Genomic DNA, 25,611 nt, shown 5'->3' on the forward strand with positions numbered 1-25,611 from the left:
CGGCACGCTGTCGCAGCGCGCGGATCACAAGGCCTCCCGCAGGTCGGCTCACAGGGCCTCCAGCGCGTCTCGCAGCCGCCGCAGCAGAGCCACGTCGGGATCGTCGGAGGGCTGCGTGAGCACACTGGGCACGGGAGGCGGCTGCGCCGGGGCCGCCGTCACAAGCCCGGCGGCGGCCAGTCGGCGCAGGTCGACCAGGGTGTGGAACGCGGGTCGTCCCAGCGCGAGCGAGACGTCCGCCGCGGTGCGCACGCCGTCCACCCGGCCGAGCACGGCTTCCTGGCGCAGCGGGACCGACGGCCCGGCGGCCAGTCGGGAGCGCATCAGTGGCGCGGTGTCCGTCGCCGGGTCGGGCCAGATGCGGTGCAGCAGCTCGCGGCGGCGCACGGTCTCGCGCTCCAGCGCGGCCACCGGCACGGGGCGCACGGGTCCGAGCCAGTGCGCGGCCCCGTACCGGAAGCGGGTCGGGGTGCTGCTCGGCCCGAGTGCGAAGTACGCCGCGTCGTACAGCGAGCCGAGGTGGCACAGCTCCAGCGCGCCCTTGGAGATCCGGCCGCTGTCGACCAGGAAGCGGCCGACCCGGCGGCGTGCCCCGGCGGCGGCGACGGCCTCCCGCCACGCCTCGGCGTCCAGCACTCCGCGGGCGGCGAACAGCACATCGAGCCCTGGTGTGGCCGGGCTCTCGGCGTGCACCACCTCGCCGTCGGCGAGGTAGAGCGTGCCGCGCTCGCGCAGGAGGACGCCGGTGGCCCGTTCGGCGGCGAGCCGGCTGAGCATCGGCGAGACGCCGCCACCGGGAGCGTCCGCCGCTCTGTCCCGTACGGGCAACCGGGGCGGCGGAGGTGTTCTGACCGTCGTCATCCCAGCACCAGCCGTCCGGCCATCTCGCCGAGCCGGATGCGAGCCAGCGCGAGATTGCCTTCCGAGCGGGCCAGCCACAGGTGCAGGAACACACTGCTGTCGAAGGTGGTCCGCACGAACCGCAGCAGGTGGTAGCTGTCGCGATTGCTGATGATCAGGTCCTCGACCGGAGTCTCCTCGGACCAGTCGGAGCCGGCGGCCGGGGCGAACGCCCGGTGCTCCGCGGCCAGCCGGGCCAGCTCCGCGGCCTCTGCCGCGGTCGTCTCGTGGTCACCGCCCGGCGCGTCCCCGACGGTGCCCAGGGCCAGGCCGCTGGTCCAGTCGACCACCGCGGCCCCCCGGGCACCGGGCAGTGTCATGGCTTCCAGTAGGCACTCGTCGATTCCGGGCACCGTGTCTCCCCTCCCGCCAAGGGTTCGGCCGAGTGACGCTGAAGTTACGCAACGTGCGCACGGGGGGTGAGGGATCCGGCATTTTCCTGTGGAACATGCCCCGGGGTGACTAAGGTCGGTCAACTGACCATATTTTCTGGCCGCTTTGGGTTGCCCTGGAGATCCTTAAGGGGGCGCGCAGGGGTGCGCCGGGGCGCGTGGTGGCGTGGCCTTGCGCCCGGTGGCGGCGCGAGCGCCTCCCTGGTCGCGTGGGCAAAAGCCCCGCCGGCGGAAGGTCCTTCGGCCGGAGCCTCGTTGACTGAAGCGCCTCGGGCTGAAGCGCCTCGGGCTAAAGCCCTGTCAGCGCTGACGGCTGTGCCCCGCCCGACTCCGCGACGATCTCGTCGAGGGTCTGCGGTTCCCGTGCGACCGCGAAGCGCACCCCGCCCTCCCTGTCCGGCGCGAAGCCGTAAATGCCGGGCCGGGCAAGGGAGTTGTATGCGTAGTGGTGGGCGAAGTAGTACGCGCCCGTGTCCAGCGCGGCCGCATAGTCGCCCGGTTCGAGCAGCGGCAGGGCGCGCCCCTCGGCGAGCAGGTCGCCCGCGAAGCAGGCGGGGCCCGCGATGTCCTGGACGACGTCCGGTCCCGCCTTGGGGCGGCCCTTCGCGTCGTACGCGGCGATTCGCAGCGGCCAGGACGCGGGCGCGTACACGGTGCGGGCGGCCACCTGTACCCCGGCATGCGTGACCGCGACCGCCCGGCCCCCGGCGGACTTCGTGTACTCGACCCGGGCGAGCACCGTCCCGTGCCTGGCGAGCAGCGACCGCCCGAACTCGGTGACCAGCCCGTACCGCCCGTCGAAGAGCCCGGGCGCCACCTCGGCGAGCAGCCGTGCGTACTGCGCGTACGTCGGGGCTGTCGCCTCGGAGCCGAAGTTCACCGGCAGTCCGCCGCCGATGTCGATCGTGTCGATCTGCCGCCGCCCGATGCGCCGGTTGATCTCCTCGGCCAGCGCGTACGTCTCCGCCACGCCCTGCGCCATCAGTGACAGCGGGATGCCCTGCGACCCGGTGTGCGCGTGCAGCCGGGTCAGCCACGGGCGGTCGGCGTACGCCCCGACGATCCACTCGCGGGCCCCCTCGTCCCGCAGCGCGACCCCGAACTTGGAGGTCGCCGTGGCGGTGGACAGTGCCTCGATGGAGCCCCCGCCGACCTGCGGATTCACCCGGATTCCGATGGGGGAGCCGGTGCTCGCGGACCGCATCAGCGCATCGATGCGGTCCAGCTCCTGCGGATTGTCCGCGTTGACCGCGATGCCCAGCGCCAGCGCCTCGCGCAGCTCGGCGGACGTCTTGGCGGGGGAGTCGAGCACGGTGCGCGCCGGCGGTACTCCCGCCACCCGCGCGAGCGCCAGCTCTCCGGGGCTCGCCACCTCCGCGCCGATGCCCTGCTCGTGCAGCAGTCGCAGTACGGGCACGAGCGGGGTCGCCTTCACCGCGAAGGCGTGCAGCACGGGGGTGCCAGGAGCGGTCACCGCGTCGAAGGCGGCCCGCAGCGCTCTCGCCGAGGTCCGGATGCCGGGGACGTCCAGGAGCGCGACGATGGGGGTTCCGGGCCCGAGGAGTCCCTGTTCCACGGCGGCCCGGACGGCTTCGTCGCGCCGGACGACGCGGTGGGAGTCCGGCTCACCGCGGTGGGAGTCCAGCTCATCAGGGTGGGAGTCCGGCTCACCGCCGTGGGAGTCCCGCTCGCCGCCACCGTCGGACTCTCTGCCGGATCCATGGCCGACTCCACCGCCGGGAAACGCCGCAATCCCGTCCGTCCCGTCGCCCACCGGATCCCCGGTCCTGTCCCTGTCTGCACCCATACATCCCAGCCAAACATCCACGACGTGCCCGCGCTGGCCTATGCACCTATTGACTAGCTCTATTCAAGAAGTCAGGATGTGAATATCTACTGCAACAGCCCGCTGGAGCAGTCCGCTGGAGCAGTCCGCAGAGCCGGAACAGTCCGCATAGGAGGCAGACCATGTCAGGACCCCGCCCCGTACGAGCGCCGCGCGGTACGGAACTGAGTGCCCTGGGATGGCAGCAGGAAGCCGCCCTGCGGATGCTGCAGAACAACCTCGACCCCGAGGTCGCCGAGCACCCCGACAAGCTCGTCGTCTACGGCGGCACCGGCAAGGCCGCCCGTGACTGGCGCTCCTTCGACGCCATGGTCCGCACGCTGCAGACCCTGAAGCAGGACGAGACGATGCTCGTCCAGTCCGGCCGCCCCGTCGGCGTCATGCAGACCCACGAGTGGGCCCCGCGCGTCCTCATCGCCAACTCCAACCTCGTCGGCGACTGGGCGAACTGGGAGGAGTTCCGGCGCCTCGAGCAGCTGGGCCTGACCATGTACGGCCAGATGACGGCCGGTTCCTGGATCTACATCGGCACCCAGGGCATCCTCCAGGGCACGTACGAGACCTTCGCCGCCGTCGCCGCGAAGAAGTTCAACGGCACGCTCGCGGGCACGATCACCCTGACCGCCGGTCTCGGTGGCATGGGTGGCGCCCAGCCGCTCGCCGTGACGATGAACGACGGCGTCGCGATCTGCATCGACTGCGACCCGCGCGCCATCGAGCGCCGCATCGAGCACCGCTACCTCGACGTGAAGGCCGACTCCCTGGAGCACGCGCTCCAGCTGGCCACCGAGGCCCGCGACCAGCGCAAGCCGCTCTCCATCGGCCTGCTCGGCAACGCGGCGGAGCTGCTGCCCCGCATGCTCGCCGAGGGCGCCCCCATCGACATCGTGACGGACCAGACCTCCGCCCACGACCCGCTGTCGTACCTCCCCGTCGGCGTCGACTTCGACGACATGGCCTCCTACGCGGCCAAGGACCCCGCCGGCTTCACCACCCGTGCCCGTGAGTCCATGGCCAAGCACGTCGAGGCCATGGTCGGCTTCATGGACGCCGGTGCCGAGGTCTTCGACTACGGCAACTCGATCCGCGGTGAGGCCCAGCTCGCCGGGTACGAGCGGGCGTTCGCCTTCCCCGGCTTCGTCCCCGCCTACATCCGCCCCCTCTTCTGCGAGGGCAAGGGCCCCTTCCGCTGGGCGGCGCTGTCCGGTGAGGCCTCCGACATCGCCAAGACCGACAAGGCGATCCTCGACCTCTTCCCGGAGAACGAGTCCCTGCACCGCTGGATGAAGATGGCGGGTGAGCGCGTCCACTTCCAGGGCCTGCCCGCCCGTATCTGCTGGCTCGGCTACGGCGAGCGCGACAAGGCCGGCGAGCGCTTCAACGACATGGTGGCCTCCGGCGAGCTGGCGGCCCCCCTCGCCATCGGTCGCGACCACCTCGACTGCGGGTCCGTCGCCTCGCCGTACCGCGAGACGGAGGCCATGCTCGACGGGTCCGACGCGATCGCCGACTGGCCGCTGCTGAACGCCATGGTGAACGTGGCCTCGGGCGCGTCCTGGGTCTCCATCCACCACGGCGGCGGCGTCGGCATGGGCCGGTCCATCCACGCGGGTCAGGTGTCCGTCGCCGACGGAACCAAGCTCGCCGGCGAGAAGATCCGTCGCGTGCTCACGAACGACCCCGGCATGGGTGTCATCCGCCACGTGGACGCCGGGTACGACATCGCCGAGTCCGTCGCCGACGAGCGCGGCGTGCGGGTGCCGATGCGCGAGGGTGGCGAGGCGTGACCTTCCACAGCATGTGGGCGGAGCTGCTGCCGGTCGGCCGCAGCTCCGCCTCCGGGGGATACCGCCGGTTCGCCTGGACCGGGGCCGACGCCGACTGCCGGGACTGGTTCCGGGCGCAGGCCGAGGCTCGGGGCCTGACCTACGAGGTGGACCGGAACGGGAATCAGTGGGCCTGGCTCGGGGACCCCGCCGAGGGGGACGCCGTCGTCACCGGGTCGCATCTGGACTCCGTGCCGGACGGCGGGGCGTTCGACGGACCCCTCGGGGTCGTGTCGTCCTTCGCCGCGCTGGACGAGCTGCGCGCCCGCCATGTGAAGTTCACCCGGCCCGTCGCCATCGTGAACTTCGGTGACGAGGAGGGCGCCCGGTTCGGGCTGGCGTGCGTCGGGTCGCGGCTCGCCGCGGGGCAGCTCACCGTCGAGCAGGCGCACCGGCTGACGGACGCGGACGGGATCACGCTGCCGCAGGCCATGGAGCGGGCCGGGTACGACCCCGACACCATCGGGCCGGACCCCGAGCGGCTCTCCCGCATCGGTGCGTTCGTCGAGTTGCATGTCGAGCAGGGGCGCGCCCTCGACCTCAGCGGCGACCGGGTCGGCATCGCCAGTGCCATCTGGCCGCACGGCCGCTGGCGGTTCGACTTCCGGGGCGAGGCCAACCACGCGGGCACCACCCGACTCGTGGACCGCCGGGACCCGATGCTGTCCTACGCCGAGACCGTGCTCGCCGCCCGCCGCGAGGCCCAACTCGCGGGCGCCGTGGCGACCTTCGGCAAGATCTCGGTCGAGCCGAACGGCGTGAACGCCATCCCCTCCCTCGTCCGCGGCTGGCTCGACTCCCGCGCCGCCGACCAGGCGACCCTCGACACGGTCGTCACCGGCGTCGAGAAGGCGGCCCGCGAGTACGCGGAGGCGCACGGTGTGGAACTCGACGTCGTCCGCGAGTCGTTCACCCCCGTCGTGGAGTTCGAGCACGCCCTGCGCGACGAGCTCGCCCGCATCCTGGGCAGGGACAAGCACGCGGGACTCACGGTCCCCGTCCTGGGTACCGGTGCGGGACACGACGCCGGAATCCTCTCCGGCACCGTCCCGACCGCCATGCTGTTCGTACGCAACCCCACGGGTGTCTCGCACTCCCCGGCCGAGTACGCCGCCGAGGACGACTGCGTGGCCGGGGTGACCGCACTCGCCGACGTACTCGAAGGGCTGGCCTGCAGGTGACGACGGAGACGTACTGGCTGGAGCACGCCTGGCTCGACACCCACGTCGAGCCGGGTGTGGCCCTGACCGTGTCGACAAGCGGCTCCGCCGCGGGGGAGGACGGCCGCATCACCGCCGTCCGTACGGGGCTCGACAGCCCGCCCCCCGGCGCCGAGATCCTCCGCGGACTCACCCTCCCCGGGCTCGCCAATGCCCACTCGCACGCCTTCCACCGCGCCCTGCGCGGCACCGTCCAGGTCGGCTCCGGCACCTTCTGGACGTGGCGCGAGATCATGTACTCCTTCGCTGACCGGCTGACGCCGGACACCTACTTCGCGCTGGCCCGCGCGGTGTACGCGGAGATGGCGCTCGCGGGTGTCACGGCCGTCGGCGAGTTCCATTACGTGCACCACGCTCCGGGCGGCACCCCGTACGCCGACCCGAACGCGATGGGCGAGGCGCTCATCGCCGCCGCCGCCGAAGCCGGGATCCGGATCACCCTCCTCGACACCGCCTACCTCTCCTCCGGGTTCGGACAAGCCCCGAACCAGCACCAACTCCGCTTCTCCGACGGCACGGCCGACGCCTGGGCGGAACGCTGTTCAGTTCTCAAGGACCGGGATCACGCACGGATCGGTGCGGCCATTCACTCCGTACGGGCCGTGCCTGCCGGGCAGTTGGCGACGGTCGCACGCTGGGCGGAGGAGCGGCGGGCCCCGCTGCATGTGCACCTGTCCGAGCAGACGGCGGAGAACGACGCCTGCCAGCAGGCGCACGGCTGCACACCCACCCGGCTGCTCGCCGACCACGGTGTCCTCGGCCCGCGCACCACCGGCGTCCACAACACGCACCTCACGGACGAGGACATCGCCCTGCTCGGCGGTTCCGCGACCGGCACCTGCATGTGCCCCACCACCGAGCGCGACCTCGCCGACGGCATCGGACCCGCCGTCGCCCTCCAGCGGGCGGGCTCACCGCTCTCCCTGGGCTCCGACAGCCACGCCGTGATCGACCTCCTCGAAGAGGCTCGCGCGATGGAGCTGAACGAGCGCCTGCGCACCCGCACCCGCGGTCACTGGACGGCGGCCGCCCTGCTGCGCGCCGCCTCCGCGGACGGCCACGCGGCCCTGGGCTGGGACGGCGCGGGCATCCTGGAGGCGGGCGCGCTCGCCGACTTCACGACGATCGCCCTCGACTCGGTCAGAACAGCGGGACCGCTGCCGCGCCTCGGTGCCGAGACGGCCGTATTCGCCGCGACGGCGGCCGACGTACGCCACACGGTCGTGGGCGGCCGGCACGTCGTACGGGACGGTGCGCACACGCTCGTCCCCCATGTGCCGACAGCCCTCGCCGACGCCATCGACGCCCTGCGCGCCTGACGCCCCTCGCCGGTCCTGCCCCCCGCAGTCCGGCCGACCCCGGTCCCGCCACCCATGAGGACACCATGAGCAGCACGACGGTCATCACCAACATCGCCAGCCTGGTCACCAACGATCCCTCCCTCGGTGACGAATCCCCCCTCGGTCTGATCCAGGACGCGGCCGTCGTCATCGACGGCGACCGCGTCGCGTGGACCGGTGAATCAAGCAAAGCACCCGCCACTGACAACCGAGTCGACGCCGGTGGCCGCGCGGTGATCCCGGGCTTCGTCGACTCCCACTCGCACCTGGTCTTCGCGGGCGACCGCACCCAGGAGTTCAACGCCCGCATGTCGGGCCGCAGCTACAGCGCGGGCGGCATCCGCACCACGGTGGCCGCGACCCGCGCCGCGAGCGACGCGGACCTGGAGCGGAACCTCACGCACTATCTCGGCGAGGCCCTGCGCCAGGGCACCACCACCTTCGAGACGAAGTCGGGCTACGGACTCACCGTCGAGGACGAGGCACGGGCCCTGCGCATCGCGGCCGCGCACACCGACGAGGTCACCTACCTCGGCGCGCACATCGTCTCGCCGGACTACGCCGACGACCCGGCGGCGTACGTGGCCCTGGTGACCGGCGAGATGCTCGACGCCTGTGCCCCGTACGCCCGTTGGGTCGACGTCTTCTGCGAGAAGGGCGCCTTCGACGGCGACCAGGCCCGCGCGATCCTCACGGCGGGCAAGGCGAAGGGCCTGCACCCGCGGGTTCACGCCAACCAGCTCTCTTACGGCCCCGGCGTCCAGCTCGCCGTCGAACTGGACGCGGCCAGCGCCGACCACTGCACCCACCTGACGGACGCGGACGTGGACGCGCTGGCGAGCGGCAACACCGTCGCGACGCTGCTTCCCGGCGCGGAGTTCTCCACCCGCGCCGAGTGGCCGGACGCCCGTCGCCTGCTGGACGCGGGTGTCACCGTCGCCCTCTCCACCGACTGCAACCCGGGCTCGTCCTTCACCTCGTCCGTCCCGTTCTGCATCGCGCTGGCGGTGCGGGACATGAGGATGACGCCCGACGAGGCCCTGTGGTCGGCCACGGCAGGCGGTGCCGCGGCTCTGCGCCGTGACGACATCGGCCGGCTGACGCCCGGCGCCTACGCCGACCTGGCCTTCCTCGACGCCCCGAGCCACGTGCACCTGGCGTACCGCCCGGGCGTACCGCTCGTGTCGGAGGTCTGGCGGCGCGGGACTCCCGTCGCATGACGGTCGGGCTCCCGGTCACGCGGCGGCGGAACCCGCCCGCCACCGCTGGTCGTCGTCCCCCTGATCCGGGGACAGCACCAGATCGTCGCCGTCCGGAGTGACCGCGTGGTCCGGGGCGATGCCCGGGCGGATCACGCCGTCGCCGTCGACCGTGAACCGGAGGTTCATGCCGTTGCGGCCGTAGACCGACCGGCACTCCCAGATGCCGACACCCCTGTCCGTTGAGCCGCGGCTGTCGAGGCAGAAGTCGGGGTCGGCGTACGACTGGAGGACACCGCGGTCGGTGTCGACGCGCCACATCTGGGTGCGGGACGAGGTGCAGCGGGCCGTGATGACGTCGGTGCCGAGGTCGATGTCGCCGTCGCGGATGTCCAGGCAGAGGCCCGAGTCGGCGTTCACCACCTGGGCGAAGGTGCCGTTCGGGGGGTGGGACGCGATCCGTGTGGGAGAGGGCTTGGGGGACGAAGGGGTCGGCGAAGGTGCCTTCGGGGGCCGCGAAGTCGCCCTGGGCGAAGGGGACGTGGTCCTGCGCGTGGGAGACGGCGACGGAGTCGGCGTGACCGTCGCGGTCACCGTCACCGGAGGCGGTGCCTGAGGAGTCCGTACCGAACCGGCCGTCTCCGCGGAATCCGATCCGCCCGACATCAGCAGGAACAGCAGCAGCGGCGCCACCGCGACGCCGAGCGCGGCCGAGGCGAGGACGACGCGCCGTGAGGGCAGCCAGGCCCCACCGGCCTTCGCCTTCTGGCGAGTTGGCGTCCCGCCCGTACCACCCGTCACGTACGCCGCCCCGCCCCACGGCAGCAGCCCCTCCGCCAGCGCCTCGCGCGGGGTGTCCCGCAGGGCGCCCAGCTCCTCGTACCCGGCGGAGCAGTGCGCGCAGTGCGCCATGTGCGCCTGCAGGTCGACGCTGTAGCGCGGGTTCTCGGGGTGCGCGGCCTCCTCGATCAGCCGGCGGAAGTCCTGGCAGCGGGGGTTGACGGAGCGGGCGAGGCGGGTCTTGAGGCAGGCCTGGCGCAGCGCCTGGAACGCGGGCCCCTTGCCGTACGTCACGTCCGGGGGCGTGGCTCCGAGGAACATCGCGGTCCTGGCGTCGGGCTCCTCGTCGACGACGCCGTACCAGACCAGTCCCTGGACGCGGGTCGGCAGCGCCTGGAACGCGTCGAGCATCGGCGGCACGGGGCCGTCCGGGCCCGCCTCGCGGAGGTGGACGAGCAGGCCGGGGTCGATGCGGCTCCCGCGCTCGTCCATGGCCCAGGACTCGGCCACCTGCCCTGCCAGGAGCAGCAGTTGGTGGCGCCAGGGCCCCGGGGGATCGATGCCGCGCGCGGTGTCGCGGGCCGCGAGGGCGAACGCCTGGGCCGTGAGCTGCCGGGCGGCCGACTCGCCCACCGTGCACAGCCGGGCGTAGGAGAGGACCGCGGGCCGGTGCCGCAGGCGCAGTTCGCGCAGCGCCGGATACGCGGTCGCGGTCTCGGCGCGCAGCAGTTCGGTGAGCCGCGCGTCCGAGACGGCGGCGAACATGCCGCCGCCCTCGGCACCACCTTCGTACCCGCCTTCGTACTCGCCCTCGTCGTCCTCAGCGTCGGTCCGGCCGGCCCCAGCCATTCCCGTGCCTCCTCGCATCCCCGGTGCTCTGCCCGCCGCAGCCCTGACCTACCGGCGAGTATGGGGGTGCCCATAGTGGTGGAGGCAAACCTTTGGGGAAAGGGGTTCCCGTGGGTAACCGCGCCCGATGCCAAGCTGTAACTGCGCCCGGTGTCCCCTCGTTTGGGGGCACCGGGCACAGGATGGCTGCGGTACGTCAGTCCTCGACCGTCAATCCCTTCCGCAGCCGCACCAACGTGCGCGACAGCAGCCGGGAGACATGCATCTGGGAGATGCCGAGTTCGTCGCCGATCTCGGACTGGGTCATATTGGCGACGAAGCGCAGTGAGAGGATCTGGCGGTCACGCGCCGGGAGTTCGGCGATCAACGGCTTCAAGGACTCCACGTACTCGATGCCTTCGAGTCCGTGGTCCTCGTAGCCGATACGGTCCGCGAGCGCGCCCTCGGAGTCGTCCTCCTCGGGCTGGGCGTCGAGCGAACTGGCCGTGTAGGCGTTCGAGGCCGCCATGCCCTCGACGACCTCGTCGTTGCTGAGGCCGAGGCGCTCCGCCAGCTCTCCCACCGTCGGAGCGCGATCGAGTTGCTGGGCGAGCTCGTCGCCGGCCTTGGCCAGGTCCAGGCGGAGTTCCTGCAGCCTCCGCGGTACGCGTACGGACCACGAGGTGTCGCGGAAGAAGCGCTTGATCTCGCCGATGATGGTCGGCATCGCGAAGGTGGGGAACTCGACGCCTCGGCTCAGTTCGAAGCGGTCGATCGCCTTGATCAGGCCGATGGTGCCGACCTGGATGATGTCCTCCATCGGCTCGCTGCGGGAGCGGAAGCGGGAGGCGGCGAACTTCACCAGCGCGAGGTTGAGTTCGACGAGTGTGTTGCGGACGTACGCGTATTCGTGCGTGCCTTCTTCGAGGGACTCCAGCCGCTCGAAGAGGGTCTTGGACAGGGCTCGTGCGTCTACCGGCCCCACCTCGTCGTAAGGGGGGATCTCCGGGAGTCCGTCCAGTCCGTCGAATCCGCTGGTTCCATCGGCTTCGTCGAGGTGCTCCGGGCGTTCCAGAGAGGGTGCCGACGTCGCCGTCTGGGTCTGCGATGCGTCGAGCCGGGGTGACATGGTGTCCTCCATCGTTCTCGGCATATGGCCGCCGATGCCAATTCGTGCACTGCGGTGTGCGGCGCCTCCAAAGCCGGCCGTGTCGAATAGGTGTCTCTACTAGCCCTACCCGCTTTCGTGAGCTGGCCGCAAGTGCGTTTCATTGCTAAATGTCCGTTTTCATGGGGTTGTTCGGGTGTCAGGGGACGTGAGGAAGGCGTAGTGTTCGAGTGCGTACATCAGCAGTCGCGACGCTGGGGAGAGAGACGGCATGGACCGCGGGACGGTCGGCAGCGCACAGTCGGGCCGGCTTCTTGTCGAGGTGCGGGAAGAGGGCTCAAGCGCCGTCGTGACCCCCGCGGGTGAGTTGGATCACCACACGGCCGATGTGTTGCGTGAGCCACTCGAGGACTGCCTCGAAAAGGGGTACGCCCGCCTGGTGGTCGACTGTTCACGCCTCGAATTCTGTGATTCCACCGGGCTCAATGTGCTGCTCGGCGCCCGGCTGAAGGCCGAGGCCGCGGGCGGCGGGGTCCATCTGGCGGGGATGCAGCCGGTGGTGGCCCGGGTCTTCGAGATCACCGGGGCGGAGGCCGTCTTCACCGTCCACGAGACGCTCGACGCGGCCCTGGCCGACTGACCGGCCGGCCTGGCCCGACGACGTCGAAGTGGTGGCTCGGTCGCCCCTGAGTGATCGCCCCGTTACTTGCGTCACATCTTCCGTGTCGAATAAGTGGGTGTTCGGACGGTTCGGTCGGGCAGGAGACATCCTGAACACGTCGACACCGCATATGTCGGCAGCCCGAGCGGCGAACGCGCCGCTGATCCGTACGTACTGAGTACTGAGTGTTGAATCGTGAACCGGTGAATCGGTGAGGTGAAGCGCTGATGAGCACCACCCGGCCTTACTCGCCGGGCGACCGCGGCCCGGAGTCGGGCGACGGCGGCGCTTCCGGGGCGTCCGGAGACGGCGTGACGCCCGGAGACGGCCTGTCCCGGGGCGGCGTGGCCGTCCCCTCCGCCGGCCGTCAGGCCCGCAGGCTGAACTTCGACGGTGCGAGCGGGGTCGTGCCACTCGCCCGCGACTTCACCCGTCAGGCGTTGTACGCCTGGGGCTGGCTGCCCGCCGGGAGCGCCGACCGGCGGGCAGCCGCCGAGGATGTTCTGCTGGTCGTCTCCGAGCTCGTCACGAACGCCTGTCTGCACGCCGAGGGTCCGGACGAACTCTGGATCGCCTGCGACAGCAAGGTGCTGCGCATCGAGGTCTCCGACCGGGGCACCGGCCAGCCCGCCCCGCGCACCCCGCACCGCGCCGGACGCCCCGGCGGCCACGGGATGTTCATCGTGCAGCGGCTGTGTCTCGACTGGGGAGTCGTGCGGACTCCGGGGGTCGCGGGCAAGACCGTGTGGGCGGAGCTCGGGGCGCCCGCGTAACCGTCATCTGGGGTTACCCAGGGTTCGAACCCTCCTTCGTACGTCGCCGTATACGCGCCGGATCTCCTCAGATCCGGCGCGCACTTTGTCTTCCCTCCACAAGTCCCCGGGCGTACTTTGAGCGCCCAATCTGATGTGCCGTCAGTAAATTTCGGCGACGAGGGGACTTCGAGGTGTCGTACCGGACGTACCAGAAACGAACCGCCGCGCTCGCGTTCGCCGCGGCCCTGGCCGGCTCGGCGGTGCTGATGGCCGCCCCCGCCGCCCAGGCCGACGTGGTGGACGTCAACTACCAGTGCAAGACGCCGATCGGCGACAAGAGCGCCGTCTCGCCCATCGACATCAAGAGCGTCAAGAGCGGCAGCGGCTACAAGCTCACCATGTCCTGGCAGAAGGGCGTCTCCTCCAGCCCGGTGGAGCTGGGCAAGGGCGCGATGAAGCCGAGCGCCGTGATCAAGGTGGGCGGCGCGGACAGCGGCACGGTGCCCGTGAGCGGCCCGGCCAACGCCGCCGCGATCCCCGCCAACACCCCCATCAAGATCAGTGACTTGAGCGGCACGTACACGCCGAAGAAGACCGGCAAGGTCACCTTCACCGCGGGCGTGCTCACCATCAAGGCGCTCGGCACGACGACCACCTGCACGCCCTCGAACAACCCGAAGCCCTCGCTGACCCTCGACGTCACGGCCGCGGGCGGCGGTTCGGAATCGTCGAGTTCCGGCCAGAGCCAGAGCGGCTCCGACTCCGGCGGCCAGCTCCCGCAGACCGGTCCCGAGGACTCGGCGATCGCCCTGGGCACGCTCGGTGGCACGGTGCTGCTCGCGGGCGCGGCGGGCGCGCTGTGGCTGACCCGCAGGCATCAGGCGGTACGCCGCTGAGACACCTCGTACGTCTTCGTACGACGCGTATGTCTCGCACGTCGTACGACAACCAGGAGCCGCCGATGCCGTACGCACTCTCCGCTGCCCGCGTGCTGGGCCTGACCTTGGTGTTCTCGATCGCGGCACCGGTGCCCACGGCCCTGGCCGACGACGGCTGGTCCGTCGTGCCGTCCGCGAGTACGGCGGACACGGCGGACGGTCGGCCCTACGTCTACGCGGAGGGCGCGCCCGGCACGGTCCTGCAGGACGCCGTGTCCGTGCTCAACCCGGGTGCGAAGGCACTCACCGTCCGGCTGCGCGGCGCGGACGCCGACAACACCGAGGGCGGCGGCTTCACCGTACGGGAGAAGTCGACGGACACCGGCGCGTGGATCGGCTTCGCGCGGGAGACGGACGGCCGCCGGACGGCGGTGCGCGAGGTGTCCGTACGGGTTCCCGCGCACACCCGCGCCGACGTGCCGTTCACCCTGAGCGTTCCGGCGGGCGCGGCGCCCGGCGACCACCCCGGCGCGATCGTCGCGAGCGGCGGCGGCCGTTCCTCGGCCGTCCATGTCCAACTACGGGTGAGCGGACCGACGTTGTCGGCACTCACCGTCGAACATGTCGCCGTGCACGCCGGCCGGATCTCCTACGAGCTGGTCAACCGCGGCACCACGGTCCTCACCCCGAGGCTCGCGGTGCACGCCGACGGTGTCTTCGGCGAGCTCCTCGACCGCGCCCCGCGCGCGCTGCCCCTCGAACTCCTGCCGGGCCGCCGCGTCACGCTCAGCGAACCGTGGCACGACACCCCGGCGCTGGACGCGGTCGACGTACGGCTGACGGTGACGGCGGCGGGCGGGGCGCACGACACGGCGTCCGCGTCGGCACGGTTCGTGCCGTGGGGCGCGGTCGCGGGCGCCGGGGGCGGACTCGCGGCGGTGATGGGTGCCTGGCTGGTCCTACGGCGACACGGGCGCCGTGGGCCGGACGGCGCAGCACTTGAGGAAGAGCCGCGTACGGAAGTCGAGTTGACGGGAGCGGTGTCGTGAGCGGTGTCGTGAGCGTCAAGGTGCGGATGGCGGCGCTGGGGGCGGTGCTCGCGCTCGTCCTGGTCCCGCTGACGGGGACGGCCGCTGCGTCCGCCGACGGGAAGCCGAGTGTGAAGCTGTCCAAGTCCCAGGCGGGGACGGGCGGTTCGATCACGGTTACCGGCAGCGGATGGCGGCCCAAGACCTTGCTGATGATGCTGATCTGCGGGCAGTCCGTGCCGTCCCGGGGCGTGATCGGCGGCACCAACTCCTGTGCCAACGCGGACGGCCGGGCCGTCACCACCGACGCGAAGGGCAATTTCGGCAAGCAGCTGCCGGTCGCCGAGCCGCCCAAGCCCTGTCCGTGCGTGGTGCACGTCGCCACGGTCACGGGGGAGAAGGCCGAGGCCGACGCCATCTTCATGGTGGCCGGGCACTCGGTCGAACCGCTGCCGAAGGAGGAGAGCGGCGGCCGGCTCTCGGTGCTGACGGACACCCGGCTCGACGGATCGAGCGGCCTGCTCACCTGGTTCGGCTCGCCCCCCTCCCGCAAGCTCGTCTTCACCGTCGGCAATGTCGGCACCGCCCCCGTGAAGAACCCCGTCTTCCAGGTCGGCACCTCCCACGGGGTGTTCGCCCCGCAGTGGGAGGAACAGCAGTGGCGCGGCACGATCGCGCCCGGCAAGAAGGCGCAGATCAAACTCCCGGTCGAACTGTCGGCCGGTGCGCACGGCGACTACACGGTCTCCCTGAAGTACGGCGGCAAGGTGCTCGCCGAGCAGCCGTGGGGCGTGGGCCGCCCCTGGGGCGTGACCCTCTTCTGGATCCTGCTCTGCGTGGTCGTGCCGGGCGCGGTGTTCCGCATCGGGATGGCCGTGGTGGACCGGGTGCGGCCGCGCAGGTCGAACGGGCGCGGGGGCCGTCACCGGGACCTGCGCCTGCCCGAAATCGCCCTCCGCATACCGAAGTTCAACCCGTCACCGGCCTCCACGCCGGTGTCGTCGAAGACCTCCACACCCCCGACCCTGCCGTGGTTCACGCCGGACAGCGATCCGGGCACCACGGCGAACGGTCAGCTCTCCGCACCGCAAGAGAACAGCCCGACGACGAAGGGACATACGTGAGCACGCAACGGAGAGTGGCACCGGCGGCCGGACGGAGAGTGAGCGCGGCCGGGGTCGCGCTGATGCTCGGCGGCGCGGGCATCCTGCTGGGTGTGGCCGCGGCCCCGGCGCAGGCCGCCGAGGTGTCGTACAAGACGGAGTGCGTTCCGCCCTCGATCTCCGGGCTGCCCCCGGTCGAGGGCACGACGAAGGTGGAGATCACCGCGCCCGCCGAGGCGAAGGTGGGCGACGAGGTCACCATCACGTGGAAGTTCGTCCAGGCGGCGTCGAAGAATCCCGACGTCATCGACCTGGAGAAGGACACGGTCAAGCCGACCGGCACCCTGAAGGCCGGCGGTGCGCAGACGGCGGACATCGCCATGGAAGGGCCCCGGTCGAACCCGGCGATCCCCAAGAACAGCGACATGAAGCTGTCCGACATGACGGGCAAGCTGAAGCTGACGGCGGCGGGTGACGTCACGCTGACCCCGGACGCGTACAACATCAACGTCAGCAAGCCGGTGTCCACCGACACGAAGTGCACCCCCAAGGAGACGGTGCAGTCCGCGGCGACGATCAAGGTGACGGGGAGCGGAGGGAGTTCGGGCGGTACGACGGGCGGACTTCCGACGGGGCTGCCGACCCTGCCGACGGAGCTGCCCACGGGCTCCGCGACACCGTCGCCGAGCGCGAGCGACACCGGGGGCACCGGCGGAAGCGACACGGGCGGCGACTCCACCGGGGGCGACAGCGGCGGTCAGACGGACTTCACCGGCAAGGAAGTCTCCATCCCCTACGAGTGCAAGACGCCCATCGGCGACAAGAGCGCCACATCCCCCGTGCAGATCAACGCCAAGAAGAACGGCGGGAGTTTCGACCTCATCGTCCAGTTCAAGAAGTCCGTGATGGACAGCCCGGCCGACATCCCCGCGGACTCGGTCAAGCCGTCGATGGAGGTCGTGCTGGGCGGCTCCGACAAGGGCACGGTCCATGTCGAGGGCCCGACCAACGCCAAGGAGATCAAGTCGGGCGACCCGATCGAGATCCCCGACCTCACGGGCACCTACAAGCCCGGCGCGAGCGGCAGTTCGACCCTCTCCCCGGGCGTCCTGACCGTGCAGGCCCTGGGCACGACCACGACGTGCACGCCCTCCAAGACGGAGGTCTCCCTGACCCTGGACACCACGGAACAGGCGAGCGGCGCGTCAGGGGGCGGCTCGTCCGGCTCCGGCGATACGTCGTCCAGCGGGGGTCTCGCCGAGACGGGCTCCGACAGCCACGGCGCGCTCAAGGCGCTCGGGCTGGTCGCGGGCACGGTGATCCTGCTCGGCGGAGCGGTCTTCACGTTCCTGCCGGGACGACGCCTGCGCTGAGCGTGGGGGTCTCTTCGCCCCCTCCGAGGGTGGGGGCGGCAGGGGCGAGACAACCCTCACCCGCACACCGAAGGGCCCCGCACCACTCGGTGCGGGGCCCTTCGCAAGGAGAGGCGTTACGCGTACGTCAGTGGACGTCGCCCATCATCTGCTTGACCTTCTTGCGGTACATCCACACCGCGACACCGGCGATCACGGCGAGCGTGGCCTCCAGGGCGACGATGCCCGTCTTGTTGAGGTCGACCTCGGCGATGGAGAGCAGCCCGGTCGTGGCGTCACCGGCGGTGACGGCCAGGAACCAGACACCCATCATCTGGGAGGCGTACTTCGCGGGCGCCATCTTCGTGGTGACGGAGAGTCCGACCGGAGAGAGCGTCAGCTCACCGACGGTCTGCACGAAGTAGATCGCGACCAGCCACATCGCGGCGGCCTTGTGACCGTCCTGGGCGATCGTCAGCGGAGCCAGGAAGAGGAAGAAGGAGGCGCCGATCAGGATCAGACCCGACGCGAACTTCGTGGCCGTGCTCGGCTCCTTGCCCCGCTTGTTCAGCGCCAGCCACGCCCAGGCGAAGACCGGGGCGAGCGCCATGATCATGACCGGGTTGACCGACTGGTACCAGGAGACCGGGAACTCCCAGCCGAAGATGGTGTTCTCGGCGGACGAGTCGGCGAAGATCGACAGGGTCGAGCCGCCCTGGTCGTAGATCATCCAGAAGACGGCCGCGGCGACGAAGAACCAGATGTACGCGGACATCTTCGACTGCTCGGCGCGGTTCAGGTCCTTGTCCCGCTTGATACGGCCGATGACCATGACGGGGATGATCAGACCGGCGAGCGTGATCGGGACCAGCAGCCAGTTCAGCGTGTAGTGACCGGAGAAGCCGACGATCGCGTAGAAGACGACGGCGACGGCGGCCCACAGCGCGGACTTGCGCAGCGTCGCGGCCTTCTCCTCGGCGGACAGAGGCGTGGGGACCTCGTGCGAGCGGGCGCTGAGGTGACGGCCGCCGAGCAGGTACTGGGCGAGGCCGAGGGCCATGCCGAGCGCGGCGAGCGCGAAGCCCAGGTGCCAGTTCACGTTCTCACCGACGGTGCCGATGATCAGCGGCGCGGCGAAGGCACCCAGGTTGATGCCGATGTAGAAGAGCGTGAAGCCACCGTCACGGCGCGGGTCGTCCGGGCCGTCGTAGAGGTGGCCGACCATGGTGGAGATGTTGGCCTTCAGCAGACCGGAACCGATCGCGACGAGGCCGAGGCCGCCGTAGAAGGTGCCGGACGAGGGCAGAGCCAGCGTGAGGTGGCCCAGCATGATGATCACGCCCGCGACGGCGACCGTCTTGCGGGGGCCGAGGACACGGTCGGCGAACCAGCCGCCCGGCAGGGCGAGCAGGTACACGAGCGAGAGGTACACCGAGTAGATCGCGGTCGCGGTGGCCGCGCTCAGGTGCAGGCCGCCCGGTGCCACCAGGTACAGCGGGAGCAGTGCCTTCATGCCGTAGTAGGAGAAACGCTCCCACATCTCGGTCATGAAGAGAGTGGCCAGTCCGCGGGGGTGGCCGAAGAAGGTCTTCTCGGAACCGGGGGTGCCCGGGGTGACCGAGTCCTTCGTCAGGCTGGACGCCATGGTCGTTCCTTGCTCGTCGGGACGCGCTGCTTGAGCATCGCGCGCCCGGTGGGGGGGCGGCCGGCACCGGCGGGGAACGACCGTCCACCCCCACGCCCACGGGGAATCCGCTCCGGATTGCGAAGCGGCGGACGGCGACCACCGGGATCCACGCCCTTCACGCGTCAGCGCGCTCGGGCCCGGCCACAGGTCATTCCTTTCAAGGCTGGCGAACACCAGCCCGCACACAAAAGAGACCTTCAGCATCGAACGCTCGCCAAAGGTCACGGTGTGGTGCTACAGGCGTCTGGTCACCATACGACATCTCAATGCCGCATATGGAAGGACTTGAGATATGGATCACAGGCAATTGTGGAACTGTGGACGTCCATTCGAAGGTGGACAACAGGATCACATCCCACAGCCGCAGGTAAGAATCACACTGGTGGTGGGTGTGAATCACGGAGGCCGATCACCCCACAGCAGTCGTCCGCGGCGGACTACCATCACCCCATGACCCGTGTACTGCTCGCCGAGGACGACGCGTCCATCTCGGAGCCGCTGGCCCGCGCACTGCGCCGGGAAGGTTACGAGGTCGAGGTGCGCGAGGACGGACCCACCGCGCTCGACGCCGGAATGCAGGGCGGCGTCGACCTGGTCGTTCTGGACCTGGGCCTGCCCGGCATGGACGGCCTGGAGGTGGCCCGTCGGCTGCGCGCCGAGGGCCACACCGTCCCGATCCTCATCCTGACCGCCCGCGCCGACGAGGTGGACACCGTCGTCGGCCTCGACGCGGGCGCCGACGACTACGTCACCAAGCCGTTCCGGCTCGCCGAACTCCTCGCCCGGGTACGGGCGCTGCTCCGGCGCGGCGCCGCCGAGCCGCAGCAGCCGCCCGCCACGCACGGGGTGCGCATCGACGTCGAGTCGCACCGCGCCTGGATGGGCGACGAGGAACTCCAGCTCACGGCAAAGGAGTTCGACCTGCTGCGGGTCCTCGTCCGGGACGCCGGACGTGTCGTCACCCGTGACCAGCTCATGCGCGAGGTCTGGGACACCACGTGGTGGTCGTCCACCAAGACCCTCGACATGCACATCTCCTGGCTCCGCAAGAAGCTGGGCGACGACGCGGCGAATCCTCGCTACATCGCGACGGTACGGGGCGTGGGCTTCCGCTTCGAGAAGAGCTGAGGCCGGCCTCTCAGCCCCGGCGGGTGGGTCCTCGGCCCGTCCGGCGTGCGAGGACGAGGCCGCTCGGGCCGAAGCGGGGGCCCGGGGGCGGCAGCCCCGGTGCGGGAGGCGGGGGCGGAGGAGGCGAAGAAACGCCTCAGCGCAAGGTCAAGGCACACTGGTCCGCGTAAGCAACCCGCCCGGAGGACCCCGTGCGTCGCCGTCTCATCCAGTCCACGCTCGCCGTCGTGCTCGTCGTGATCGCCGTCTTCGGTGTATCCCTCGTCATCGTCGAGACCCGCACGATCAGCAACAGTGCCCAGGAGCGGGTGGACTCCGAGGCCCTGCGCCTGGCCAGCATCGTGGACAGCCGCATCCTCGGCGACGAGAACATCACCGCGGCGGTCTTCAAGAACCAGGTCGCGGACCAGCGCTACGCCGTGATCAGGATCCCCGGCCGCGCGCCCATCGAGGTCGGCACGGAGCCCACCGGCGACGTCATCCACTCCACCGCCAAGGGCGAGGAGGGCGAGACGGTCACCGTCGAGGAGCCGCGCTCGTCGGTGACCCGTGAAGTCGGCCGTACGCTCCTGATCATCGGCGCCGTCGCCCTGCTCGCGATCGTCGCCGCCGTCCTGCTCGCGGTGCGCCAGGCCAACCGCCTGGCCTCCCCGCTCACCGACCTCGCCGAGACCGCGGAACGGCTGGGCTCCGGCGACCCCCGCCCGCGCCACAAGCGGTACGGCGTCCCGGAGCTGGACCGCGTCGCAGACGTCCTGGACGGCAGCGCGGAGCGCATCGCGCGCATGCTCACCGCTGAGCGCCGCCTCGCCGCCGACGCCTCCCACCAGCTTCGTACGCCCCTCACGGCGCTCTCCATGCGCCTGGAGGAGATCACGCTCACCGACGACCCGGACACCGTGAAGGAGGAGGCGACGATCGCGTTGACGCAGGTGGAGCGCCTCACGGACGTGGTCGAACGCCTGCTCACCAATGCCCGCGACCCGCGTACCGGCTCCGCCGTCTCCTTCGACCTCGACGAGGTCATCAAGCAGCAGCTGGAGGAGTGGCGCCCGGCCTACCGCAGCGCGGGCCGCGCCATCGTCAGCTCGGGCAAGCGGCACCTGCGGGCGGTCGGCACGCCGGGCGCGGTCGCGCAGGTCCTGGCGGCGCTGATCGAGAACTCCCTCATGCACGGCGGCGGCACCGTCGCCCTGCGCACCCGCGTGACCGGCAACCAGGCCGTCGTCGAGGTCACGGACGAGGGCCCCGGCGTCCCCACCGACCTGGGCGCCCGGATCTTCGAGCGCACGATCAGCGGCCGCAACTCCACGGGGATCGGGCTCGCCGTCGCTCGCGACCTGGCGGAGGCCGACGGGGGCCGCCTGGAGATGCTCCAGGGCCAGCCGCCGGTCTTCGGCCTGTTCCTCTCCCGCACCCCGCTGAAGAGGCCCCCGACAACAGAGGAGGACGGGCCCACGGTCAGGTGACTCGACCGAGCCCACGGTCGGGTGACTCGACCGAGCCCACGGTCGGGTGACTCGACCCGGCTCAATCCTCGAACGAGCCCCGGCCTCGACCAGCCCGGACAAACTGCCAACGCCAGGGCTCGTCCGCCGGAGTCCCTCTCGCTCCGTTCAAGCCCAGCTCCCGCCGCCGCTCCCCGAGGCCCAACCCCATGACCGCCCCGTACGGGTGGGTGGGTGGAAGCCCGCCGCGGCGCGGCGAAGAAGCGGAGCGGCGAAGAAGCGGAGCGGCGAAGAAGCGGCGCGGTGCGCCGGGAAGTGGGCCGCGGAGCGGCGAAGGGGCCGGCGGCCGCGGAGCGGGCGAATCGCCTCAGTTCACCTTGGCCCGCGGCCGAGGCTTCGCCCCCGCGTCGAGGAACGATTCCGCACTGGCCACGGCCTCCCGCGCCGGCAGCGCCCGGAACACCCACGTGCGGTACGACCAGAACCGGAACAGCGTCGCGACCCCGATGCCGAGGAACTTGAAGACGTTGCTCTGCAGCGGGGTGTCCCAGCCGAACCCGTACGTCGCCGCGTACAGCACGCCGTTCTCGATGACCAGCCCCACCACGCTGAACAGCAGGAAGAGCGTCAGCTCCTTGGTGCGGCCACCCTTGTCGCGGTCCCGGTACGTGAAGTAGCGGAACCCGATGTAGTTGAAGACGATCGAGACGACGGTGGCGATGACACTGGCCCGCACGACCTGCAGCCCGGTGACATTGCGTACGAGGTTGAACACGAGAAGGTTGACGAGCAGCCCCGCCCCACCGACCGCGCCGAACTTGGCGATCTCCCGGAAGAGCAGGTCGAACCGGCGGCGAACCGCGCTGCGAGGCCTCGCATGAGACCCCGAAGAAGCACTGCCCATGGTGTCGCCAGCCCCCGTCGGTGGATACGTCGGTCGAATACGTCAACCCCGCCATGCTAACCAGCGCCCCTCTCCGACGCCTGTGGACGGGCTCACAGGTAAGAAAACAGGCGGTCACCGGCTCGGAAATCACGGAGTACGGGCGCGGAAATCGGCCACTATGGCGCGGCCGATACTCTTGGAGCGTGACGTTCCCGGTAGTCGGCATGGTCGGCGGGGGGCAGCTCGCTCGTATGACACACGAGGCGGGCATCCCGCTCGGCATCAAGTTCAAGCTCCTCAGTGACACCCCTCAGGATTCCGCGGCGCAGGTCGTCGGCGATGTCGTCATCGGCGACTATCGCGACCTCGACACGCTGCGTGACTTCGCGCGGGGCTGCGACGTGATCACCTTCGATCACGAACACGTACCCACCGAGCACCTACGAGCCCTGGAGGCGGACGGCATCCCCGTCCGGCCGGGACCCGACGCGCTCGTGCACGCCCAGGACAAGGGCGTGATGCGCGCGAAGCTCGACGAGATCGGTGTGCCGTGCCCACGGCACCGCATCGTGAGCGACGTCGACGACGTCGCCGCGTTCGCGGCGGAGGGCCTCGCGGAAGGCGAGGAGGGCGACGGCTTCCCGGTCATCCTGAAGACCGTCCGCGGCGGCTACGACGGCAAGGGCGTGTGGTTCGTCCGCTCCGTCGAGGAAGCGCACGAGCCCTTCCGCGCCGGCGTCCCCGTCCTCGCCGAGGAGAAGGTCGACTTCGTGCGGGAACTCGCGGCGAACGTCGTCCGCTCCCCGCACGGCCAGGCGGTCGCGTACCCCGTCGTCGAGTCCCAGCAGGTCGACGGCGTCTGCGACACGGTGATCGCCCCCGCCCCCGGCATACCGGAGGAGCTCGCCCTCCAGGCCGAGGAACTGGCCCTGCGCATCGCCAAGGAGCTCGGCGTGGTCGGCCACCTTGCCGTCGAGCTCTTCGAGTCCGTTTCCGCCGACGGCACGCGCCGCATCCTCGTCAACGAGCTGGCCATGCGCCCGCACAACTCGGGCCACTGGACCCAGGACGGCGCGATCACCTCCCAGTTCGCCAACCACGTCCGCGCGGTCCTCGACCTCCCGCTCGGCGACCCGCGCCCGCGCGCCAAGTGGACGGTCATGGCGAACGTCCTCGGCGGCGACTACCCGGACATGTACTCCGCGTACCTGCACTGCATGGCCCGTGACCCCCAGCTGAAGATCCACATGTACGGCAAGGACGTGAAGCCCGGCCGTAAGGTCGGCCACGTCAACACCTACGGCGACGACCTGGAAGACGTCCTTGAGCGTGCCCGCCACGCAGCCGGTTACCTGAGAGGCACGATCACAGAATGAGCCCTGCCCACCCGTCGGCCGACCACCCCGCGACGAGCGCTGACGCGCCCCCCTCTCCACTGGTCGGCATCGTCATGGGGTCGGACTCCGACTGGCCCGTCATGGAAGCCGCCGCGCAGGCCCTCGACGAGTTCGAGATCCCGTACGAGGTCGACGTCGTCTCCGCGCACCGCATGCCGCACGAGATGATCGCGTACGGCGAGCAGGCCGCCGAGCGCGGACTCAAGGCGATCATCGCCGGCGCGGGCGGCGCCGCCCACCTGCCCGGCATGCTCGCCTCGGTCACTCCGCTGCCCGTCATCGGCGTGCCCGTCCCGCTGAAGTACCTCGACGGCATGGACAGCCTGCTGTCGATCGTGCAGATGCCGGCCGGTGTCCCGGTCGCGACCGTCTCCGTCGGCGGCGCGCGCAACGCGGGCCTGCTGGCCGCCCGGATGCTCGCCGCACACGACGAGGAGCTCCTCGTTCGTATGCGGGAGTTCCAGCAGGAACTGAACGACCAGGCCACCGAGAAGGGCAAGCGACTGCGCTCCAAGGTCGAGGGCATGGGCAGCGGCTTCGGCTTCGGGAAGTGACGCGGATGTCGTTCCTCGATGAGGCCCGCGCACTTCTCGCCGACTTTCCCGTCGTCGACGGTCACAACGACCTCCCCTGGGCCCTGCGCGAGCAGGTCCGCTACGACCTCGACGCCCGTGACATCGCCGCCGACCAGAGCGCCCACCTGCACACGGACCTGGCGCGCCTGCGCGCGGGCGGCGTGGGCGCCCAGTACTGGTCGGTGTACGTCCGCTCGGACCTGCCCGGCGCGCTCACGGCCACGCTCGAACAGATCGACTGCGTACGGCAGTTGATCGACCGCCACCCGTCGGACCTGCGCGCCGCACTGACGGCCGCCGACATGGAGGCGGCGCGCGCGGAGGGCCGTATCGCCTCGCTGATGGGCGCGGAGGGCGGGCACTCCATAGACAACTCCCTCGGCGCACTGCGGAGGCTGTACGCGCTCGGTGTCCGCTACATGACCCTCACTCACAACGACAACATCGCGTGGGCGGACTCGGCCACCGACGTTCCCGCCGTGGGCGGTCTGTCGGCCTTCGGCCGTGAGGTCGTACGGGAGATGAACCGCGAGGGCATGCTCGTGGACCTCTCGCACGTGGCCGCGACGACGATGCGCGACGCGCTGGACACCTCCGTCGCGCCGGTCGTCTTCTCCCACTCCTCCTCGCGCGCGGTGTGCGACCACCCGCGCAACATCCCGGACGACGTCCTGGAGCGGCTGCCCGCCAACGGGGGAGTCGCGATGGTGACGTTCGTCCCGAAGTTCGTCCTCCAGGCGGCGGTCGACTGGACGGCCGCGGCCGACGAGAACATGCGCGCGAACGGCTTCCACCACCTCGACACCACCCCCGAGGCCATGAAGGTCCACCGCGCCTTCGAGGAGTCGAACCCGCGCCCGGTCGCCACGGTGGCGACGGTCGCCGACCACCTCGACCACATGCGCGAGGCCGCCGGGATCGACCACGTCGGCATCGGCGGCGACTACGACGGCACGGCGTTCACCCCGGACGGCCTGGACGACGTCTCCGGCTATCCGAACCTGATCGCCGAGCTGCTGGACCGCGGCTGGTCGTCCACCGATGTGGCCAAGCTGACCTGGCAGAACGCCGTACGGGTGCTGGGCGCGGCCGAGGACGTGGCCCGCGATCTCCGGGCGAAGCGGGGCCCGTCGAACGCGACGCTGGAGCAACTGGACGGCTGAGCGCCCCAGGGCAGCTTGCCCGGTGGGTGGGACGTACCCCCAAACGCCCCGCCCACCAGGAAGGCCCGCGGGCTCCGTGCAACGGTGGCGGTACTGCGATCACCGTCCACC

22 protein-coding genes are annotated in these 25,611 nt (G+C 70.9%); 15 read left to right on the plus strand and 7 right to left on the minus strand.

Annotated elements, in window-relative coordinates; all coding sequences use genetic code 11:
* Window positions 1-48 precede the first annotated feature (48 nt).
* The 3 genes from IEY95_RS44985 to IEY95_RS44995 all read right to left on the minus strand — a co-directional run bounded on the left by IEY95_RS44985 (window position 49) and on the right by IEY95_RS44995 (window position 3,099).
* On the minus strand, window positions 49-861 hold the full coding sequence (locus IEY95_RS44985) for a transcriptional regulator (protein WP_229703798.1): 813 nt from the start codon (window positions 859-861) through the stop codon (window positions 49-51).
* Entirely contained in the window at window positions 858-1,253 is a 396-nt protein-coding gene (locus tag IEY95_RS44990; RefSeq protein WP_189192100.1) for a hypothetical protein, read from the minus strand. The genes IEY95_RS44985 and IEY95_RS44990 overlap by 4 nt, the downstream gene beginning before the upstream one ends.
* Before the next feature lie 328 nt (window positions 1,254-1,581).
* Window positions 1,582-3,099, minus strand: a complete 1,518-nt coding sequence (locus IEY95_RS44995; RefSeq protein ID WP_229703799.1) for a type III PLP-dependent enzyme domain-containing protein — start codon at window positions 3,097-3,099, stop codon at window positions 1,582-1,584.
* 161 nt (window positions 3,100-3,260) lie between these two features.
* Here IEY95_RS44995 and hutU point away from each other — a divergent pair, with 161 nt between their 5' ends.
* The 4 genes from hutU (at window position 3,261) to hutI (ending at window position 8,744) form a co-directional block, all read left to right on the plus strand.
* Entirely contained in the window at window positions 3,261-4,925 is a 1,665-nt protein-coding gene (gene hutU / locus IEY95_RS45000) for a urocanate hydratase (RefSeq protein ID WP_189192101.1), read from the plus strand.
* Window positions 4,922-6,145, plus strand: a complete 1,224-nt coding sequence (locus IEY95_RS45005; RefSeq protein ID WP_189192102.1) for an allantoate amidohydrolase — start codon at window positions 4,922-4,924, stop codon at window positions 6,143-6,145. Before hutU ends, IEY95_RS45005 begins: the two co-directional genes overlap by 4 nt.
* Window positions 6,142-7,503 (plus strand): formimidoylglutamate deiminase, encoded by a 1,362-nt coding sequence (locus IEY95_RS45010; protein ID WP_189192103.1) that lies wholly within the window; start codon window positions 6,142-6,144, stop codon window positions 7,501-7,503. Before IEY95_RS45005 ends, IEY95_RS45010 begins: the two co-directional genes overlap by 4 nt.
* A 65-nt stretch (window positions 7,504-7,568) precedes the next feature.
* Window positions 7,569-8,744, plus strand: a complete 1,176-nt coding sequence (gene hutI / locus IEY95_RS45015; RefSeq protein ID WP_189192104.1) for an imidazolonepropionase — start codon at window positions 7,569-7,571, stop codon at window positions 8,742-8,744.
* A gap of 15 nt (window positions 8,745-8,759) precedes the next feature.
* Here hutI and IEY95_RS45020 read toward each other — a convergent pair whose 3' ends face one another.
* Window positions 8,760-10,352: an RICIN domain-containing protein gene (locus IEY95_RS45020; RefSeq protein WP_308429419.1), complete on the minus strand. Its 1,593-nt coding sequence runs from the start codon at window positions 10,350-10,352 to the stop codon at window positions 8,760-8,762.
* A 196-nt stretch (window positions 10,353-10,548) separates the two neighbouring features.
* Entirely contained in the window at window positions 10,549-11,460 is a 912-nt protein-coding gene (locus IEY95_RS45025; protein ID WP_229703800.1) for an RNA polymerase sigma factor SigF, read from the minus strand.
* 250 nt (window positions 11,461-11,710) lie between these two features.
* Between IEY95_RS45025 and IEY95_RS45030 the strand changes: the two genes are divergently transcribed.
* From IEY95_RS45030 to IEY95_RS45055, 6 genes are all read left to right on the plus strand, one after another.
* A complete protein-coding gene (locus IEY95_RS45030; RefSeq protein ID WP_189192106.1) occupies window positions 11,711-12,079 on the plus strand; it encodes an STAS domain-containing protein in 369 nt (122 codons plus the stop codon).
* Window positions 12,080-12,327: 248 nt separating this feature from the next.
* The gene (locus IEY95_RS45035) at window positions 12,328-12,873 is read left to right on the plus strand and encodes an ATP-binding protein (RefSeq protein WP_189192107.1); all 546 of its coding nucleotides are present in this window, start codon (window positions 12,328-12,330) and stop codon (window positions 12,871-12,873) included.
* 173 nt (window positions 12,874-13,046) lie between these two features.
* Window positions 13,047-13,751 carry an LPXTG cell wall anchor domain-containing protein gene (locus tag IEY95_RS45040; RefSeq protein ID WP_189192108.1) on the plus strand — a complete coding sequence of 235 codons (705 nt, stop codon included), beginning with the start codon at window positions 13,047-13,049 and terminating at the stop codon, window positions 13,749-13,751.
* A 29-nt stretch (window positions 13,752-13,780) separates the two neighbouring features.
* Window positions 13,781-14,782 (plus strand): COG1470 family protein, encoded by a 1,002-nt coding sequence (locus IEY95_RS45045; protein ID WP_189192109.1) that lies wholly within the window; start codon window positions 13,781-13,783, stop codon window positions 14,780-14,782.
* Between the two features lie 26 nt (window positions 14,783-14,808).
* Window positions 14,809-15,885 (plus strand): hypothetical protein, encoded by a 1,077-nt coding sequence (locus IEY95_RS45050; RefSeq protein ID WP_189192160.1) that lies wholly within the window; start codon window positions 14,809-14,811, stop codon window positions 15,883-15,885.
* Window positions 15,886-15,947: 62 nt separating this feature from the next.
* On the plus strand, window positions 15,948-17,237 hold the full coding sequence (locus tag IEY95_RS45055; protein ID WP_189192161.1) for a hypothetical protein: 1,290 nt from the start codon (window positions 15,948-15,950) through the stop codon (window positions 17,235-17,237).
* Between the two features lie 127 nt (window positions 17,238-17,364).
* On the opposite strand, the gene IEY95_RS45060 is transcribed toward IEY95_RS45055, so the two are convergent.
* Window positions 17,365-18,861, minus strand: a complete 1,497-nt coding sequence (locus IEY95_RS45060; protein ID WP_189192110.1) for an oligopeptide:H+ symporter — start codon at window positions 18,859-18,861, stop codon at window positions 17,365-17,367.
* Between the two features lie 492 nt (window positions 18,862-19,353).
* Here IEY95_RS45060 and IEY95_RS45065 point away from each other — a divergent pair, with 492 nt between their 5' ends.
* Complete coding sequence (locus tag IEY95_RS45065; protein ID WP_018566970.1) at window positions 19,354-20,031, plus strand: response regulator transcription factor; 678 nt, start codon at window positions 19,354-19,356, stop codon at window positions 20,029-20,031.
* 191 nt (window positions 20,032-20,222) lie between these two features.
* Window positions 20,223-21,500 (plus strand): sensor histidine kinase, encoded by a 1,278-nt coding sequence (locus IEY95_RS45070; protein WP_189192111.1) that lies wholly within the window; start codon window positions 20,223-20,225, stop codon window positions 21,498-21,500.
* A gap of 346 nt (window positions 21,501-21,846) precedes the next feature.
* Here IEY95_RS45070 and IEY95_RS45075 read toward each other — a convergent pair whose 3' ends face one another.
* Entirely contained in the window at window positions 21,847-22,383 is a 537-nt protein-coding gene (locus IEY95_RS45075; protein WP_189192112.1) for a GtrA family protein, read from the minus strand.
* 185 nt (window positions 22,384-22,568) lie between these two features.
* Between IEY95_RS45075 and IEY95_RS45080 the strand changes: the two genes are divergently transcribed.
* Genes IEY95_RS45080 through IEY95_RS45090 form a run of 3 tightly spaced genes read left to right on the plus strand, consistent with a single transcriptional unit; the run spans window position 22,569 to window position 25,500 of the window.
* Complete coding sequence (locus IEY95_RS45080) at window positions 22,569-23,741, plus strand: 5-(carboxyamino)imidazole ribonucleotide synthase (RefSeq protein WP_189192113.1); 1,173 nt, start codon at window positions 22,569-22,571, stop codon at window positions 23,739-23,741.
* On the plus strand, window positions 23,738-24,316 hold the full coding sequence (purE, locus tag IEY95_RS45085) for a 5-(carboxyamino)imidazole ribonucleotide mutase (RefSeq protein ID WP_189192114.1): 579 nt from the start codon (window positions 23,738-23,740) through the stop codon (window positions 24,314-24,316). Before IEY95_RS45080 ends, purE begins: the two co-directional genes overlap by 4 nt.
* A gap of 5 nt (window positions 24,317-24,321) precedes the next feature.
* Window positions 24,322-25,500 carry a dipeptidase gene (locus IEY95_RS45090; RefSeq protein WP_189192115.1) on the plus strand — a complete coding sequence of 393 codons (1,179 nt, stop codon included), beginning with the start codon at window positions 24,322-24,324 and terminating at the stop codon, window positions 25,498-25,500.
* The last annotated feature ends 111 nt before the right edge of the window (window positions 25,501-25,611 follow it).

This window comes from Streptomyces albiflavescens (assembly GCF_014645835.1).
In the GTDB taxonomy this organism is placed as follows: domain Bacteria; phylum Actinomycetota; class Actinomycetes; order Streptomycetales; family Streptomycetaceae; genus Streptomyces; species Streptomyces albiflavescens.

Excerpts from the sequence above, each read along its gene's own strand:
- IEY95_RS44985 (WP_229703798.1), bottom strand. The coding sequence starts at position 861 with ATGACGACGGTCAGAACACCTCCGCCGCCCCGGTTGCCCGTACGGGAC.
- IEY95_RS44995 (WP_229703799.1), bottom strand. The coding sequence starts at position 3,099 with ATGGGTGCAGACAGGGACAGGACCGGGGATCCGGTGGGCGACGGGACG.
- hutU (WP_189192101.1), top strand. The coding sequence starts at position 3,261 with ATGTCAGGACCCCGCCCCGTACGAGCGCCGCGCGGTACGGAACTGAGT.
- hutI (WP_189192104.1), top strand. The coding sequence starts at position 7,569 with ATGAGCAGCACGACGGTCATCACCAACATCGCCAGCCTGGTCACCAAC.
- IEY95_RS45020 (WP_308429419.1), bottom strand. The coding sequence starts at position 10,352 with ATGGCTGGGGCCGGCCGGACCGACGCTGAGGACGACGAGGGCGAGTAC.
- IEY95_RS45025 (WP_229703800.1), bottom strand. The coding sequence starts at position 11,460 with ATGTCACCCCGGCTCGACGCATCGCAGACCCAGACGGCGACGTCGGCA.
- IEY95_RS45030 (WP_189192106.1), top strand. The coding sequence starts at position 11,711 with ATGGACCGCGGGACGGTCGGCAGCGCACAGTCGGGCCGGCTTCTTGTC.
- IEY95_RS45035 (WP_189192107.1), top strand. The coding sequence starts at position 12,328 with ATGAGCACCACCCGGCCTTACTCGCCGGGCGACCGCGGCCCGGAGTCG.
- IEY95_RS45045 (WP_189192109.1), top strand. The coding sequence starts at position 13,781 with ATGTCTCGCACGTCGTACGACAACCAGGAGCCGCCGATGCCGTACGCA.
- IEY95_RS45050 (WP_189192160.1), top strand. The coding sequence starts at position 14,809 with ATGGCGGCGCTGGGGGCGGTGCTCGCGCTCGTCCTGGTCCCGCTGACG.
- IEY95_RS45055 (WP_189192161.1), top strand. The coding sequence starts at position 15,948 with ATGCTCGGCGGCGCGGGCATCCTGCTGGGTGTGGCCGCGGCCCCGGCG.
- IEY95_RS45060 (WP_189192110.1), bottom strand. The coding sequence starts at position 18,861 with ATGGCGTCCAGCCTGACGAAGGACTCGGTCACCCCGGGCACCCCCGGT.
- IEY95_RS45065 (WP_018566970.1), top strand. The coding sequence starts at position 19,354 with ATGACCCGTGTACTGCTCGCCGAGGACGACGCGTCCATCTCGGAGCCG.
- IEY95_RS45075 (WP_189192112.1), bottom strand. The coding sequence starts at position 22,383 with ATGGGCAGTGCTTCTTCGGGGTCTCATGCGAGGCCTCGCAGCGCGGTT.
- purE (WP_189192114.1), top strand. The coding sequence starts at position 23,738 with ATGAGCCCTGCCCACCCGTCGGCCGACCACCCCGCGACGAGCGCTGAC.
- IEY95_RS45090 (WP_189192115.1), top strand. The coding sequence starts at position 24,322 with ATGTCGTTCCTCGATGAGGCCCGCGCACTTCTCGCCGACTTTCCCGTC.